General features: G+C 70.9%; 13 protein-coding genes. 8 read left to right on the top strand and 5 right to left on the bottom strand.

The genetic code is table 11. From position 1 onward, the window contains the following. Positions 1-26: 26 nt before the first annotated feature. The 3 genes from ACZ7L9_RS15290 (at position 27) to ACZ7L9_RS15280 (ending at position 3240) form a co-directional block, all read left to right on the top strand. Positions 27-1010, top strand: a complete 984-nt coding sequence (locus tag ACZ7L9_RS15290) for an asparaginase (protein WP_471415617.1) — start codon at positions 27-29, stop codon at positions 1008-1010. A gap of 64 nt (positions 1011-1074) precedes the next feature. Next, positions 1075-2325: a GNAT family N-acetyltransferase gene (locus tag ACZ7L9_RS15285; protein WP_471415615.1), complete on the top strand. Its 1251-nt coding sequence runs from the start codon at positions 1075-1077 to the stop codon at positions 2323-2325. A gap of 246 nt (positions 2326-2571) precedes the next feature. Continuing rightward, positions 2572-3240, top strand: coding sequence for a TetR family transcriptional regulator (locus ACZ7L9_RS15280; RefSeq protein WP_471415614.1), 669 nt, complete (start codon positions 2572-2574; stop codon positions 3238-3240). Positions 3241-3288: 48 nt separating this feature from the next. On the opposite strand, the gene ACZ7L9_RS15275 is transcribed toward ACZ7L9_RS15280, so the two are convergent. The 3 genes from ACZ7L9_RS15275 to ACZ7L9_RS15265 form a co-directional block, all read right to left on the bottom strand. Then, positions 3289-3810 (bottom strand): DUF2199 domain-containing protein, encoded by a 522-nt coding sequence (locus tag ACZ7L9_RS15275; RefSeq protein ID WP_471415613.1) that lies wholly within the window; start codon positions 3808-3810, stop codon positions 3289-3291. 76 nt (positions 3811-3886) lie between these two features. Beyond that, complete coding sequence (gene galE / locus ACZ7L9_RS15270; protein ID WP_471415611.1) at positions 3887-4903, bottom strand: UDP-glucose 4-epimerase GalE; 1017 nt, start codon at positions 4901-4903, stop codon at positions 3887-3889. A 365-nt stretch (positions 4904-5268) separates the two neighbouring features. Then, positions 5269-7659: an ATP-binding cassette domain-containing protein gene (locus tag ACZ7L9_RS15265; protein WP_471415609.1), complete on the bottom strand. Its 2391-nt coding sequence runs from the start codon at positions 7657-7659 to the stop codon at positions 5269-5271. A gap of 557 nt (positions 7660-8216) precedes the next feature. Here ACZ7L9_RS15265 and ACZ7L9_RS15260 point away from each other — a divergent pair. Beyond that, on the top strand, positions 8217-8360 hold the full coding sequence (locus tag ACZ7L9_RS15260; RefSeq protein WP_471415608.1) for a hypothetical protein: 144 nt from the start codon (positions 8217-8219) through the stop codon (positions 8358-8360). A 595-nt stretch (positions 8361-8955) separates the two neighbouring features. On the opposite strand, the gene ACZ7L9_RS15255 is transcribed toward ACZ7L9_RS15260, so the two are convergent. Continuing rightward, positions 8956-9648, bottom strand: coding sequence for a TetR/AcrR family transcriptional regulator (locus ACZ7L9_RS15255; RefSeq protein ID WP_471415606.1), 693 nt, complete (start codon positions 9646-9648; stop codon positions 8956-8958). A 53-nt stretch (positions 9649-9701) separates the two neighbouring features. On the opposite strand from ACZ7L9_RS15255, the gene ACZ7L9_RS15250 reads away from it, so the two are divergent. The 4 genes from ACZ7L9_RS15250 to ACZ7L9_RS15235 all read left to right on the top strand — a co-directional run bounded on the left by ACZ7L9_RS15250 (position 9702) and on the right by ACZ7L9_RS15235 (position 12803). Then, on the top strand, positions 9702-10820 hold the full coding sequence (locus ACZ7L9_RS15250; protein ID WP_471415604.1) for an FAD-dependent oxidoreductase: 1119 nt from the start codon (positions 9702-9704) through the stop codon (positions 10818-10820). A 364-nt stretch (positions 10821-11184) separates the two neighbouring features. Next, positions 11185-11670 (top strand): helix-turn-helix domain-containing protein, encoded by a 486-nt coding sequence (locus ACZ7L9_RS15245; protein ID WP_471415603.1) that lies wholly within the window; start codon positions 11185-11187, stop codon positions 11668-11670. 27 nt (positions 11671-11697) lie between these two features. After that, complete coding sequence (locus ACZ7L9_RS15240) at positions 11698-12348, top strand: hypothetical protein (RefSeq protein ID WP_471415601.1); 651 nt, start codon at positions 11698-11700, stop codon at positions 12346-12348. Between the two features lie 122 nt (positions 12349-12470). Then, on the top strand, positions 12471-12803 hold the full coding sequence (locus tag ACZ7L9_RS15235; protein ID WP_471415599.1) for a DUF2516 family protein: 333 nt from the start codon (positions 12471-12473) through the stop codon (positions 12801-12803). Here ACZ7L9_RS15235 and ACZ7L9_RS15230 read toward each other — a convergent pair. Next, entirely contained in the window at positions 12785-14173 is a 1389-nt protein-coding gene (locus ACZ7L9_RS15230; RefSeq protein WP_471415598.1) for a PP2C family protein-serine/threonine phosphatase, read from the bottom strand. The genes ACZ7L9_RS15235 and ACZ7L9_RS15230 overlap by 19 nt on opposite strands. Positions 14174-14322: the final 149 nt, after the last annotated feature.

The raw sequence follows: 14322 nt of genomic DNA, 5'->3' as shown, positions 1-14322 counted from the left end.
GTTCCGCCCGTCCCCGGAAGGCCACCATGACCTCCAGCGCCGCACTCGCCGCCCCCTCCGCCATATCCCCGGCCCACCCCGTCCTGGCCGAGGTCGTACGGTCCGGCTTCGTGGAGGGCCGTCACCGGGGCTCGCTGGTCCTCCTGGCCGCCGACGGCAGCGTGGAGCGGTCCCTGGGCGACCCGACGGCGCCGGTCTTCCCGCGCTCCTCGAACAAGCCGATGCAGGCCGCGGCCGTGCTGCGGGCCGGGCTCGATCTGTCCGGGGAGCGGCTGGCACTGGCCGCCGCGAGCCACTCCGGCGAGGACTTCCACCTCGAACTCGTACGCAGGATGCTCGCCGAGCACGGACTGACCCCCGGCGATCTGCAGACCCCGCCCGATCTGCCGCTGGACCCGGCGGAGGCGGAGACGTATCTCGCCGCCGGCCACGTCCGGGAGCGGATCACCATGAACTGTTCCGGCAAGCACGCGGCGATGCTCGCGGTGTGCGCGCTGAACGGCTGGGACCTGGCGTCCTACCTCGACCCGTCGCACCCGCTCCAGCAGCTGGTCCACCAGGTGGTCGAGGAGGCGGCCGGCGAGCCGGTCGCGGCGGTCGGTACGGACGGGTGCGGGGCGCCGCTGATGGCGCTCAGCCTGGTGGGTCTGGCGCGGGCCTTCCGCACGTTCGTGCTGGCCGAGCCCGGGACGGCGGAGCGCCGGGTCGGCGACGCGATGCGGGCCCACCCCGAGTACGTGGCCGGAACGCGCCGCCCCGACACCTGGCTGATGCGGGAGGTGCCGGGCACGCTCTCCAAGATGGGCGCGGAGGCGGTGCAGGCGGTGGCGCTGGCGGACGGCCGGGCCCTGGCCTTCAAGATCGACGACGGCGCGACGCGGGCGCTCGGCCCGGTGCTGGCCCGGTCGCTGCGCCTGCTCGGCATCGACGCCCCGGTGGTCTCCCGGATCGGACGCACACCGCTGCTGGGCGGCGGCGGTGAGGTCGGCGAGATCAGGGCGGCGTTCTGACCGCGTTCCGCGGCCCCGGAAAACCGGGCGACAACCCGTGAGCCGGGTGCCTAGCGTGGACCGCATGGCTCCTGACGTCCGTACGATCACCGCTACCGAGTTCCCCGACTGGCTGCGCGCCAAGCACACCGGCTTTCTGCACGCGCCGACAGGAACGGAAGAAGAGGCCGAACGGCGGCTCCCGCACACGGACCTCGCCCGCACACAGGGCGCGTTCGACGGCGGGCGGTGCGTGGCCACGTTCCGTTCGTTCGCGCAGGAGCTCACGGCCGTCGGCGGTGCCACGGTGCCGGCCGACGCGATCTCCAACGTCACGGTGTCGCCCACGCACCGACGTCGCGGACTGCTCAGCCGGATGATGGCCACGGACCTGGCGGCGGCGAAGGAGCGCGGCGACGTGGTCGCCACACTGATCGCCGCCGAGTACCCGATCTACGGGCGGTACGGCTTCGGTCCGGCGACGTGGACCACCGAGTGGGAGATCGACGTACCGAGGGCGGGCCTCGACCCGCGCTGGTCGGGCCCCTCCGCGCAGGACGGCGGCCGGATCGACCTGGTGAGCGGTGCCGACGTACGCAAGCTGGGCCCGGCCCTCCACGACCGGCTGCGCGCCCGGCAGCACGGTGCGGTCGACCGCGACGCCCGCTGGTGGGAAGTGAACACCGGCGAGGTCCCCTCCGGTCCCGAGGCCTGGAAGGAACCGTTCTACGCGGTCTACAGCAACGCGGCCGGTGAGACGGACGGTCTGATCGTCTACCGCGCAGACGACAACTGGGGCGATGCCAAGCAGCCGCTGAACCGGGCCACGGTGCTCGGGCAGATCGCCGTCACCCCGACCGCGGAGCGCGCGCTGTGGCATTTCGTCTGCTCGATCGACTGGATCACCACGGTCCGCACCGGCTACCGCGCCCCCGACGACCTGCTGCCCCTCCTGCTCCCGGACCCGCGCGCGGCCCGCATCGTGACCCACGCGGACTGGCTGTGGGTACGCGTCCTGGACGTCGTACGCGCCCTGGAGGCCCGGACGTACGCGCTGCCCGGCGCGCTGACCCTGGACGTCCACGACACCACGGGCCTGACCACCGGCCGCTACCGCCTGGACGCCTCCCCGTCCGGCGCGAGCTGCACCCCTACCTCGACCGAAGCCGATCTCGCCCTGGACGTAAGGGAGTTGGGAACGCTCTACCTGGGCGACGAGTCGCCGGTCCGACTGGCGGCGCTGGGCCGCATCGAGGAACGCACGCCGGGTGCGGTGGCACTGGCGGAAGGGATGTTCCGGGCGGCGCGGCGGGCCTGGTGCCCGGACGTGTTCTAGGACGACCGGCCCCGGCCCGCCGCCGACGGCAGGTCACGCCGGCCGATGCCGACCGGCGCCCCGGCCCCGCCACCGGGTCCGGCAGCTCGGCCGTCACCAGCGACTGCGGCCCGCCCAGCTCCCTGACCAGCACTGCGCGCATCCGGACCACACCGTTCCGGTTGTCGGCGTCCGGCCTGCCCGGCGCCCGTGCGACCACCCTCGGAGATCAAGTCCGGTTGAGGCCAAGGCGTAGGCTTCTTGGTCATGAGCGGAGAGACACCCGGGCCGCGCGGGACGGCGGAGCCTGCGGCCCCCGCGCCGCATGCGCCGATGAGCCTGCGTGAGCGGAAGAAGCAGCTGACGTACCAGGCGATTTCCGATGCCGCGATTGCGATGTTCCTCGAGCGGGGTTTCGACAAGGTCTCGGTGGCGGAGGTGGCGGCCGCCGCGGACATCTCCAAGCCGACGCTGTTCCGGTACTTCCCGGCCAAGGAGGACCTGGCCCTGCACCGGTTCGCCGACCACGAGGACGAGTCCGCCCGTGTGGTCGCCGCCCGCGCGGACGACGAGTCCCCCCTGGACGCCCTGCGCCGCAATTACCTGGACGGCCTGGAGCGACGCGACCCGGTGACCGGGCTCTGCGATGTGCCGGCGGTGCTGGCGTATCAGCGGATGCTGTACGGGACGCCGTCCCTGGTCGCCCGCATGTACACCTACCAGGGCCGCTCGGAGGCGGCGCTCGCCCGTGCGCTGGGCGACGGGACACGGGACAGGCTGGCCGCGGGCCAGATCATCGCCGTACTGCGCATCCTGGCCCTGGAGAACTGGCGGCGGATCGAAGCGGGGGAGAGCGCGGACCAGGTGTACGACGGCGCGGTCGAGGCGGCCGAACTCGCTTTCGTGCAGCTGCGGTCGGGACTCGGCGCGCAGTAGCGGCCGGCGCGGTGCGCGGCCACGACCGCCCGCTGAGCGCCGGGCCGATCAGGCAGGGACGTCGTCGGCGTGCAGCACCGCTTCGGCGATCTCGCGCACCCGGTCGCGCGTGATGCCGGTGCGCTGTTCCACGGCGAGGGGGTGGTCGGTGGGCTCCAGCTCGATCCGGGGACGCAGGCCGATCGGGCGGGTGTGGGCGTTCGTCTTGAGGTTGGTCGTGCGGGGCGAGTACAGCCCCAACTCGGTGCTCAACCAACCGAAGTACGGCCGCTCGGACTCTCGGCCGGGCGTCTCCCACACGTCGAGGGCCCGCCCGAAGTTCTCCCGGCTGAGCGAGACCCAGACACCCCAGGAGAAGGGCTCCTCGCTGCCGAGGACGGGTATCTCGATCAGGCCCTTGATGAAGTAGTGCTCGTGTCTGACGATGCACTGGTCCGAGGAGAGCATGCTGTCGGGATCGTTCTCCAGGCTCGCGTCCCAGACGTCGGGTGCCATGGTCGAGTACCCCATCGGGAGTTCCGCGTGGTGTTCGCCGCAGCAGGAGCAGGTGTAGCCGGGGTCGATATCCATGGGCGGGATCCTAGGCCGTGTGGTCCCGGGGTACGGGCGTACGAGGTCCGTTCCCTTGCGTACACCCGCCCCGCGCCTACCCGGAACGGCCGAGCATGTCCTCTCGTACGTCGGCCCACTCCAGGGAGTGGCGGATGCCCTCCGCCAGCGAGTACCGCGGCTGCCAGCCCAGCAGCCGCTTCGCCCGGTCGCTCCTGGTGTACGCCCCCGCGACATCGCCCGGCCGGGCTTCGGCGTCGACCGCGGGCACAGGTGCTTCGACCACGCTGTTGAAGGCGTCGAGGAGTTCGCGCACGGTGGTGCCCGTGCCGGTGCCCAGGTTGATGACGGCGGAGGTGGCCGCCGGCCCGGACCCCGCGACCGGCAGGACGGAGTCGAAGGCGCCGAGCGCGGCCACATGTGCGGCGGCGAGGTCCCAGACGTGGACGTAGTCGCGGATGCCCGAACCGTCGCGCGTCGGGTAGCCGGTTCCGGTGACCTGGAACGCGGTGCCCTCCTCCTGCGCCTGGATCATCTTGCCCAGGGCGTGGCTCGGACGCCGCAGCTGAAGTCCCGTACGCATCTTCGGGTCTGCGCCGATCGGGTTGAAGTAGCGCAGGGACAGCACGCGCAGAGGCTGGGTGGCGGCGATGTCGGTGAACATCGCCTCGCACACCGCCTTGGTGCGCGCGTACGGGCTCTGCGGGTCGACGGGGGAGTCCTCGTCGACCGTCAGATCGGCGTCCGCGCCGTAGATGGAGGCGGACGAGCTGAAGATCATGCGGGGACAGCCGTTGCGCAGGAGGTGGCCGACGAACTCCAGGCTCTTGGCCACGTTCGCCCGGTAGTAGCCGACCGGGTCGGCGACCGAGTCCGGGACCACGATCAGGGCAGCGCAGTGGACGACGGCGTCGATGTCCGGGTGCTCGGCGAAGACCCGGTCGATCAGGGGGCCGTCCGCGATGTCTCCTTCGTAGAAGGCCCGCCCCGTCGTGAACTCTCGTCTGCCCGTGACCAGGTTGTCGAGGACGACCGGAGTGATTCCCGCGTCCGCACAGGCGGATGCGACCGTGCTGCCGATGTAGCCCGCGCCTCCGGCGATCAGGACCTTCATGCCGTGCCTGCCTCTCTGTGGCTTTCCGCGCTTCCGTCTCCGGCCGGTGTGGTTCGCGATGCCGCAGGGCCGGACCGGCGGGAGGAGGCCGAGCTGCTGGGGCGATCGTAGGTGAGCGCGGTCAGCCCTCGGCCGACAGGTCCGGTGCCGTTCCGTACAGCGTGGCGACCTGGAGCCGGATCGTCACGCGCCGGTCGGCGACGATCAGCACATTCATTTCTCTCGGGGGACGTGGTGGCGTGGTGGCACCACCTTGGCGGTGCCACCACGTGCGGCGATCTCACCCGCTGGACCCGTCGTAGGGGAGCGACGTCCGGGCACACCGGCTCCGGTGCGAGAGAACCCGTCCCACGGAACCGCCCCGGTCAGGCGCCGACGTAGGCCGCGAGGTGCTCGCCGGTGAGGGTGGAGCGGGCGGCGACGAGATCGGCGGGCGTGCCCTCGAAGACGATCCGGCCGCCGTCGTGGCCGGCGCCGGGGCCGAGGTCGATGATCCAGTCGGCGTGCGCCATGACCGCCTGGTGGTGCTCGACGACGATGACCGACTTGCCGGAGTCGACGAGCCGGTCGAGCAGGCCGAGCAGTTGCTCGACGTCGGCGAGGTGCAGACCGGTGGTCGGCTCGTCGAGGACGTAGATGCCGCCCTTGTCGGCCATGTGGGTGGCCAGCTTGAGCCGCTGCCGCTCGCCGCCGGACAGCGTGGTGAGCGGCTGGCCGAGGCTGAGGTAGCCGAGCCCGACGTCGGCGAGCCGTTCGAGGATGCGGTGCGCGGCCGGTGTGCGCGCCTCGCCGTCGCCGAAGAACTCCTCGGCCTCGGCCACCGACATCGCGAGCACCTCGCTGATGTCGCGGCCGCCGAGGTGATACTCGAGCACCGACGCCTGGTACCGCTTCCCCTCGCACTCCTCGCAGGGGGTGGCGACGCCGGCCATCATGGCCAGATCGGTATAGACGACGCCGACGCCGTTGCACGTGGGGCAGGCACCCTCGGAGTTGGCGCTGAACAGGGCCGGCTTCACGCCGTTGGCCTTCGCGAACGCCTTGCGGATCGGGTCGAGCAGTCCGGTGTACGTTGCCGGGTTGCTCCGTCGCGAGCCCTTGATCGGGCTCTGGTCGACCGACACCACGCCCTCGCCGACGGGGATCGACCCGTGCACGAGCGAACTCTTGCCGGAGCCGGCGACGCCGGTGACGACGGCGAGCACTCCGAGCGGTATGTCCACGTCGACGCCCTGCAGGTTGTTCGCCGTCGCGCCGCGGATCTCCAGCGCGCCGGTCGGCTTGCGTACCGTCTCCTTGACCGCGGCCCGGTCGTCGAGATGGCGGCCGGTGACGGTGTCACCGGCTCGCAGCTCCTCGACCGTGCCCTCGAAGCAGACGGAGCCGCCCGCCGTACCGGCGCCGGGGCCGAGGTCGACGACGTGGTCGGCGATCGCGATCATTTCCGGCTTGTGCTCCACGACGAGCACCGTGTTGCCCTTGTCCCGCAACCGCAGCAGCAGGTCGTTCATCCGCTGGATGTCATGGGGGTGCAGCCCCGCGGTGGGCTCGTCGAAGACGTACGTGACGTCGGTGAGCGAGGAACCGAGGTGGCGGATCATCTTGACGCGCTGCGCCTCGCCGCCCGACAGCGTGCCCGCCGGCCGGTCGAGCGCGAGGTAGCCGAGGCCGATCTCCACGAACGAGTCGAGGGTCTCCTGCAGCGCGGTGAGCAGCGGCGCCACCGAAGGCTCCTCGAGGCCGCGGATCCATTCGGCCAGGTCGCGGATCTCCATCGCGCAGGCGTCGGCGATGTTGATCCGCTCGATCTTCGACGACCGGGCCCCCTCGCTCAGCCGCGTCCCGTCGCACTCGGGGCAGGTGGTGAAGGTGACCGCCCGCTCCACGAACGCCCGGATGTGCGGCTGCAGCGACTCCTTGTCCTTGGAGAGGAACGACTTCTGGATCTTGGGGATCAGCCCCTCGTAGGTGAGGTTCACGCCCTCGACCTTCACCTTGGTCGGCTCCCGGTGGAGGAAGTCCTGCATCTCCTTCTCGGTGTACTTGCGGATCGGCTTGTCCGGGTCGAGGAGGCCCGACTCGGCGTAGACCCGGACCGTCCAGAAGCTGTCGGACTTCCAGCCGGGGATGGTGAACGCGCCCTCGGCGAGCGACTTGGAGTCGTCGTAGAGCTGGGTGAGGTCGATGTCGGAGACCGTGCCCCGGCCCTCGCAGCGCGTACACATGCCGCCGGTGCGGGAGTAGGTCGCCTTCACCGCCTTCTTGGCACCGCGCTCGACGGTGATCGCGCCGCTCGCCCGGACCGAGGCGGTGTTGAAGGAGTACGCGCTGGGCGGGCCGATGTGCGGCTTCCCGAGCCGGCTGAAGAGGATGCGCAGCATCGCGTTGGCGTCGGTGGCGGTGCCGACCGTGGAGCGGGGGTCGCCGCCCATCCGCTGCTGGTCGACGGCGATCGCGGTCGTCAGCCCTTCGAGTACGTCGACCTCCGGACGTGCCAGCGTCGGCATGAAGCCCTGCACGAAGGCGCTGTACGTCTCGTTGATCAGCCGCTGCGACTCGGCGGCGATCGTGTTGAACACCAGCGAGCTCTTGCCCGATCCGGAGACGCCGGTGAACACCGTGAGGCGGCGCTTCGGGATCTCGATGCTGACGTCCTTGAGGTTGTTCTCGCGCGCGCCGTGCACGCGGATCAGATCGTGGCTGTCGGCAGTGTGCGGCGCGGACGACTGCGTGTCCGTCCCCGTGGCCATGCTCATCGTGTCTCCATCTGTCGGGCGGGGCCGCCTTCGCGGTCCCCGTCGGCGTCGCCCGGCTCGATCCGACCGGCTTCGAGCGGTACGCCTGGGTTCTCCTTCGCTTCGGCCCGTGAAGCCTCTGGGCCCCGGCCGCGCGTCTCGTTCACCTCGCGCCAGGCCGGAGCGGCGCGAGGAGAAGCGGAACCAGCGGTACGGGGCGGGCGGCGCCATGGGGTCTCCCCTGCTCGAACGAAGTTGAGAGCTTGGGGAAGGGCCGAAGCCGGTGCGCGCGGCGCTCCGGTCACCCCGCTCCTGCGGCAGCGCGTCGACTCCGTGGGCCTCGGCTCCCCCTCGGTCATGGACATGCCGCGAGTGTGGGCCGACCCCAGCCGAAGGATAGCGGCACCGGATACGGCGCAGCCCTCCACCGGCCACCCCCATTCGGCGTTGGTGGCCACCAGGGCTTCCCGGTGCTCCTCGCTGTTTTCGTCTTGGCCGCCCCTGCCCGGTGCCTTCCATGATCACGTAGCTGACCGGGACGGCACGACAGGGGGACCGGTAGGAGGGGAGCACCACCGATGGACCCACTGTTCGCATTCAGTGGCTCCGCAGTGAAGGCGGCCGGTGCGTCGGCCCGGGACCTGCTCGGCCTCTTCGGCCGGCCAGTCGGCACGACGGCGACAGGCGACGAGCGGGACGTGGCCGAGAAGGCGGGCTCCTGACCCGCCCTCATCACGTTCCCGGGAGCCCGCACCGGCACGGTCCGGTGCGGGCTCCCGTGCGTCCGCCGCCCTCGGCCTCAGGCGATGTCGAGCACCTGTGAGGGGTCGTGTCCCGTCTCGCTCAAAGTGAGGCATGACGAAGCTCTGACCTGTGGCGCCTCAGATTGAGCGAGACGCAGAGATGCTTCCGGTCTCGCTCGATCTGAGGCATTCAGCCGAAACCCACCTGCTAGCCCATCAATCTGATGCTCCTGCGCCTTGTGCTGCCTCACGCTCGGCAGCGAACTCGTCGAGAAGCTAGAACGAGACCTTGATCGCCTGCTTCTCGTCCTCGGGCGGTAGGCCCCACCGCCACCGACGACATGTGCGCAGGCTCTCGCCGATCGCTTACGAGCACATCAACTTCCTGGGCTGCTACGCCTTCACCCGTGCCGACTCGGGCGTCGGCTTGCGGCCCTTCCACGGCCCGACCCAACAAGTGGACGCTTCCGGCGCCCCGATGGCAGCACCAACGTTATGAAGGGGTGGCGGCGCAAGCTCGCACGGCCCGAGGACACTGACCCCGACGTCGCTCACATTCGGCAAGAGCTGAGCGTCACGCCGGCGGCCGGGTGAGTTTGGCGGCCACGGCGTCGAGGACCCAGTCCAGCCCGGTCGCGAAGGATGTCTCGGCGTCCACGTCCGTGCCGTCGTACACGGCCTTGGACAGCGCCGGGAAGCGGCCCGTGGCCAGCAGCCTCGTCACATGCGGGCCGTGGGCGCGCTGCCAGTCGTGCTTGGACAGGCCCGTGGCGCGCTCGGCCCGCAGGTTCGCGATCTCGCGCCTGATCGCGCCAATGAAGTAGGCGCTGACAGTCTCCACGGCGCGCATGACGGTGTCGACATCGGCGAGGCCGTCGAAGGCGGACAGCGTGGCCTCGGTCACGGCGAGGCCGTTCGGACCCAGGGTCGGGCGACCGCCGAGCAGGTCGGCCAGCCATACGTGACGGAGAGCGGCCTGCCTGGTGCGCTGGGCGAGGACGCGCAGCGCCTCCCGCCAGTCACCGGGCTGCTCCTCGGGGAGGATCTCGGCCTGGACCTCGTCCACCATGAGGTCGAACAGCTCCTCCTTGGTGGAGATGTATCTGTACAGCCGCATCGGACCGGCGTCCAGGCGAGCCGCGACCTTGCGCACCGACACCGCCTCCAGCCCGCCCTCGTCGGCCAGCGCGATGGCGGTGGCGACAATCCGCTCCCGGTCGAGCGGCACGGGGCGAGTCGGCGGCTCCGGCCGGTCCCAGACAGTCATGCTCTCACCGTACCGTTGCGATGCACCGTATACGAGCAATACAGTGTATCGGCATGAGACATCGCATCGCAGTGGTCGGGAGCGGTCCTGCCGGCCTTACCTTCGCCCGCGTCCTGCATCGCCATGACCACCCCGTCACCGTCCTCGAACGCGATCCCGCCCCCGACGCCTGCCCCCCGGGCGGCACGCTGGACCTTCACGAAGGGCTGGGTCAGCTCGCGCTGAACAAGGCGGGGCTGCTGGCGGAGTTCCAGGCGCTTTCCCGCCCCGAGGGGCAGGCCATGCGCATCCTGGACACGGACGGGACCGTCCTGCGCGACTGGCGACCCCGTCCGGATGACCGGGCCAATCCCGAGATCGACCGCGGGCAACTCCGTGACCTGCTGCTCGGCCCTCTCGGCGTCCAGTGGGGTCGGGGCGTGACGCAGGTGGTGCCGGGGGCCCGGGATGGCGTACTGGTCCATTTCGCGGACGGGCGACAGGAGACGTTCGACCTCGTGGTCGGCGCGGACGGCGCCTGGTCCCGGACACGCCCGGCAGTCTCGTCGGTGACACCGCACTACACCGGCGTCACCTACGTCGAAACCTCCCTCGACGACGTCGACACCCGCCACCCCGACCTCTCCCGGCTGATCGGCGACGGTTCCGTGGCCGTGTACGGCGTGAACCGAGCTCTCGTCGCCCAGCGCAACAGCGGCGGCCACGTCAAGGTGTACGCCCAGTTCCGCGCGACGCTGGACTGGCACACGAACCTGGACCTGGCCGACGTCGAAGCCGTGCGATCGAGCCTGCTCGCTCTGTTCGACGGCTGGGCCGCTCCCGTCCTCGACCTCCTCCGCCACGGGACCGCTTTCGTCCACCGCCCCCTCCACGTCCTGCCCGTGTCCCACACCTGGACCCACGTCCCCGGGGTGACGCTACTGGGCGACGCCGCCCATCTGATGCCCCCATTGGGGGCGGGCGCGAACCTCGCGATGCTGGAAGGCGCCGAACTCGCCGAGTCCATTGCCACCGCCCCTGGAGATCTGGACGAGGTCGTCCGCACCTTCGAGGAACAGATGTGGACACGGGCCGGCAGGTGGGCGAAGATCACGGCGGCCGGCCTGGAACGCCTCGTGAGCCCAGACCCCGCCGAAGCCCTCGCTCTCTTCGACCAAGTCCAGCCATCCTGACTGCCAAGTGCGAGAGCGCCGGCATCAACAGCTCGCCACGGCTTCACGGGACAGTACGGCACCGCCGCGGTCCCTTCCGGCGAAACCACCGTCAGACGAACGCACGGACGCCTGTACCGAACGCAGCCCTCGGCCCGCTACCCGCCAAAATCCGGTTCGATCCTCTTCGCGGGCCGGTAGGGCAGCTCGCTGCGCAGGCCGTCCGGGACCCGTCCACTTCACACTGCAGACTCGGCGGGAATCCGCAGATAGACAGGGAATGGACAGGGGTCGGTGATCCTGGCACAGGGCCGTGCGGGTGGTGTGGCGCACTTTTGCAAGCAGGCGCTTGCAAAAGTTAGCAAGGTGGGTGCACCATCGGGGTATGGCATCACTCAACGTCGGCAATCTCGGTGAGTACCTGCGCGAGCAGCGGCGCAACGCGCAGCTGTCGCTGCGGCAGCTCGCCGATGCCGCGGGGGTGTCCAATCCCTACCTCAGCCAGATCGAGCGCGGGCTGCGCAAGCCGAGCGCCGAGGTGTTGCAGCAGGTCGCCAAGGCGCTGCGGATCTCCGCCGAGACCCTCTACGTGCGGGCCGGGATTCTGGATGAGCGGGAGCGGGAGGAGTTGGAGACGCGGGCGGTGATTCTGGCCGACCCGTCCATAAACGAGCGGCAGAAGAGTGTTCTGCTGCAGATCTACGACTCCTTCCGCAAGGAGAACGGGTTCGAGCCCGGACCGGAATCCGGCGTCGGAGCCGGATCGGAGACCGGCGGCGAGTCCGGAGCGGGTGCCGGTGCCGACGGCCCCCACAAGGCCGGCGGCAGCGATGCCGGCCCGGCTTCAAAGCCTTCAAAACCCTCACACTGAGTCTGATGATCCGGGAGGACCACAGTCATGGCCATCACCGATGACCTGCGCAAGACCCTCACCGACCCGACCCCCCTCTACTTCGCCGCCGGTACGGCCGACATCGCCGTCGAGCAGGCGCGCAAGGTCCCGGCGCTGATCGAGCAGCTGCGCGTGGAGGCGCCGGAGCGTATCGAGGCGGTACGCAACACCGACCCCAAGGCCGTGCAGGAGAAGGTCGCCTCGCAGGCCAAGGAGGCGCAGGCCACCGTGCAGGCCAAGGTCACCGAGGTGATCGGGTCGTTCGACAGTGACCTGCGGAAGCTGGGCGAGAGCGCCCAGGACCTGGCGCTTCGGGGTCTGGGCGTGGCCGCGGAGTACGCGGTGCGGGCCCGGGAGACGTACGAGAAGGTCGCCGAGCGCGGTGAGCAGACCGTGAAGAACTGGCGCGGTGAGACGGCCGACGAGATCGTCGAGATCGCCGTCGTCGTCGAGCCGCGCAAGGAGTCCAGGCCGACGGGCACCGCGAGGACGGAGCCGGCCGCCAAGCCCGGTCCGGCCGCCAAGCCGGGGCCGGCCAAGGCCGCGCCCGCCCCGAAGGCCGTCCGGCCGGAGAGCAAGGCTCAGGCCGCACCCGCCAAGAAGGCGCCCCCGCGCAAGCCCGGCGCGAAGAAGACCACTCCGCCGACCGCGAAGTAGGGCCTCGACGCCCCGGCCGGATTGTGTACCGGGGCACGGGATGGGCACCATTCGAGGTGGCCGGCTCGTTGTCCCGGTACCTTGGCCGCGAGGGGCTCATCCACTTATTAGGCGGTGCCACCATGTTGCTCACAGGATTCAGCACACTCGTCTGGCTGCTCTACATGGTCATGCTCGTCCTGGCCGTGGTCGCACTGATCATGGCCGCCACGGCCCGTGAGGACGCCTACCGGGCCGCGGACAAGCAGAAGAAGTCCTTCTGGCTGATCATCCTCGGCATCACCGTCGCCGTGAATCTCTTCGTGCCGATGCTGTTCCTGCAGCTTGCCGGAGCTGTCGCGTCCATCGTCTTCCTGGTGGACGTAAGGCCCGCGCTGCGGGCGGTCTCGGGCGGCGGCCGGCGCGGCGGTTCCAGCAGCGACGGGCCGTACGGGCCCTACAACGGCGGGCGTTGACCGCTCGCGGCGGTCGTGGCGCCTGCGATGCTTGCGCAGGGCGTGGGTGATGTCGGTTCGGGGCGGGGGCGCGGGATGCTCCGGCCCCGTTCGCCGTTCGCGCCCCACCGTCGGCTGTGTTCCTGGTCGCGATCGAGCAGCAGGACCGCGACGTCGTCGGTCAGCTCGCCGCCGTTCAGCTCCCGCGCCTCGGTGACCGCCGCCTCCAGGAGGGCCTCGCCGGTGAACCCCTCCGCCAGTTGGCGGTTGATCATCGCGACCATGCCGTCCTGGCCGAGCCGCTGTGTACCGTCCGGTCCCACGCGCCCCTCGATCAGTCCGTCCGTGTACATCATCAGGCTCCAGGTGCCGCCGAGGTCCACCTGCCGGCGCGGCCACCGGGCGCGCGGCAGCAGGCCGAGGGCCGGGCCGCCGTCCTCGTACGGGAGAAGGCGCGCGGCCTGTCCGCGCCGGGCGATCAGCGGGGCGGGGTGGCCCGCCAGGCAGAAGCCGGCACGCCTGCCCTCGGGCGCGATGTCGACGGTGCAGAGCGTCGCGAAGATCTCCTCGCTCTCCCGCTCGTGCTCCAGTACCTGTTGGAGCGTGGAGAGCAGTTCGTCCCCGCAGAGCCCGGCCAGGGTCAACGCCCGCCACGCTATGCGCAGTTCCACGCCGAGCGCCGCCTCGTCCGGGCCGTGCCCGCAGACGTCGCCGATCATCGCGTGGACGGTGCCGTCGGGCGTACGGACCGTGTCGTAGAAGTCCCCGCCGAGCAGGGCGCGGCTGCGGCCGGGGCGGTAGCGGGCCGCGAAGCGCAGATCGGAGCCTTCGAGCAGCGGGGTGGGGAGCAGGCCGCGTTCGAGACGGGCGTTCTCCTGGGCGCGCAGCCGGGACTCGGTGAGCTGGTGCTGGGCGGTGTCGGCGCGCTTGCGTTCGACCGCGTAACGGATGGCGCGGCCGAGGAGCAGTCCGTCGAGTTCGCCGCGGAAGAGGTAGTCCTGGGCGCCGACCCGTACCGCCCCGGCGCCCAGCTCGGCGTCGTCCTCCGTCGTGAGGGCGAGGACGGCGTGTCGCGGGGCGATCCGCAGGACGTGCTCGAGGGTGGCGAGCCCGTCGGTGCCCTCGGGCACGGTCGAGCGGGCCTCGTTGCCGGTTGGCAGGGCCAGGTCCAGCAGGATGCAGTCCACGTCGTCGGTGAGGAGCCGGCCCGCCTCGGTCAGGTTGCGGGCGGTGCGGATGCGGACCCGCGTGCCGGCCACGGCCGGGAGCTCCGGGACGGTGAAGGTGCCCGCCGGGTCGTCCTCGATCACCAGGAGGGTGAGGTGGGCGCCGTGAGGGGGCTCCGCAGTGGGATCGGTGTGCTGTTGTCGCTGCGGTGCGGGTGCGGGCATCGGTTTCGGTTTCCTTCCCTCCCCCCGAGGGCGCGGCGGAACGACGATCGACGACCCGCCAGACGGGGACGATAGCGGTCCGCGGTGGGGGAACGGAATGGCGTTCCGCGATCGGCCGCTGTCGTATGCACCGCCATAAGCCGCGTCAG

It is taken from the genome of Streptomyces sp. NPDC111516, assembly GCF_055635345.1.
Note: the sequence above shows the minus strand (reverse complement) of the source record. Positions and strands in the feature narration are given on the sequence as shown.

Bases quoted from the DNA above. Each gene is read 5' to 3' on its own strand.
- ACZ7L9_RS15275 (WP_471415613.1), bottom strand. From the start codon at position 3,810: ATGGATATCGACCCCGGCTACACCTGCTCCTGCTGCGGCGAACACCAC.
- ACZ7L9_RS15245 (WP_471415603.1), top strand. From the start codon at position 11,185: ATGGCATCACTCAACGTCGGCAATCTCGGTGAGTACCTGCGCGAGCAG.
- galE (WP_471415611.1), bottom strand. From the start codon at position 4,903: ATGAAGGTCCTGATCGCCGGAGGCGCGGGCTACATCGGCAGCACGGTC.
- ACZ7L9_RS15255 (WP_471415606.1), bottom strand. From the start codon at position 9,648: ATGACTGTCTGGGACCGGCCGGAGCCGCCGACTCGCCCCGTGCCGCTC.
- ACZ7L9_RS15240 (WP_471415601.1), top strand. From the start codon at position 11,698: ATGGCCATCACCGATGACCTGCGCAAGACCCTCACCGACCCGACCCCC.
- ACZ7L9_RS15260 (WP_471415608.1), top strand. From the start codon at position 8,217: ATGGACCCACTGTTCGCATTCAGTGGCTCCGCAGTGAAGGCGGCCGGT.
- ACZ7L9_RS15280 (WP_471415614.1), top strand. From the start codon at position 2,572: ATGAGCGGAGAGACACCCGGGCCGCGCGGGACGGCGGAGCCTGCGGCC.
- ACZ7L9_RS15285 (WP_471415615.1), top strand. From the start codon at position 1,075: ATGGCTCCTGACGTCCGTACGATCACCGCTACCGAGTTCCCCGACTGG.
- ACZ7L9_RS15250 (WP_471415604.1), top strand. From the start codon at position 9,702: ATGAGACATCGCATCGCAGTGGTCGGGAGCGGTCCTGCCGGCCTTACC.
- ACZ7L9_RS15230 (WP_471415598.1), bottom strand. From the start codon at position 14,173: ATGCCCGCACCCGCACCGCAGCGACAACAGCACACCGATCCCACTGCG.
- ACZ7L9_RS15235 (WP_471415599.1), top strand. From the start codon at position 12,471: ATGTTGCTCACAGGATTCAGCACACTCGTCTGGCTGCTCTACATGGTC.
- ACZ7L9_RS15265 (WP_471415609.1), bottom strand. From the start codon at position 7,659: ATGAGCATGGCCACGGGGACGGACACGCAGTCGTCCGCGCCGCACACT.
- ACZ7L9_RS15290 (WP_471415617.1), top strand. From the start codon at position 27: ATGACCTCCAGCGCCGCACTCGCCGCCCCCTCCGCCATATCCCCGGCC.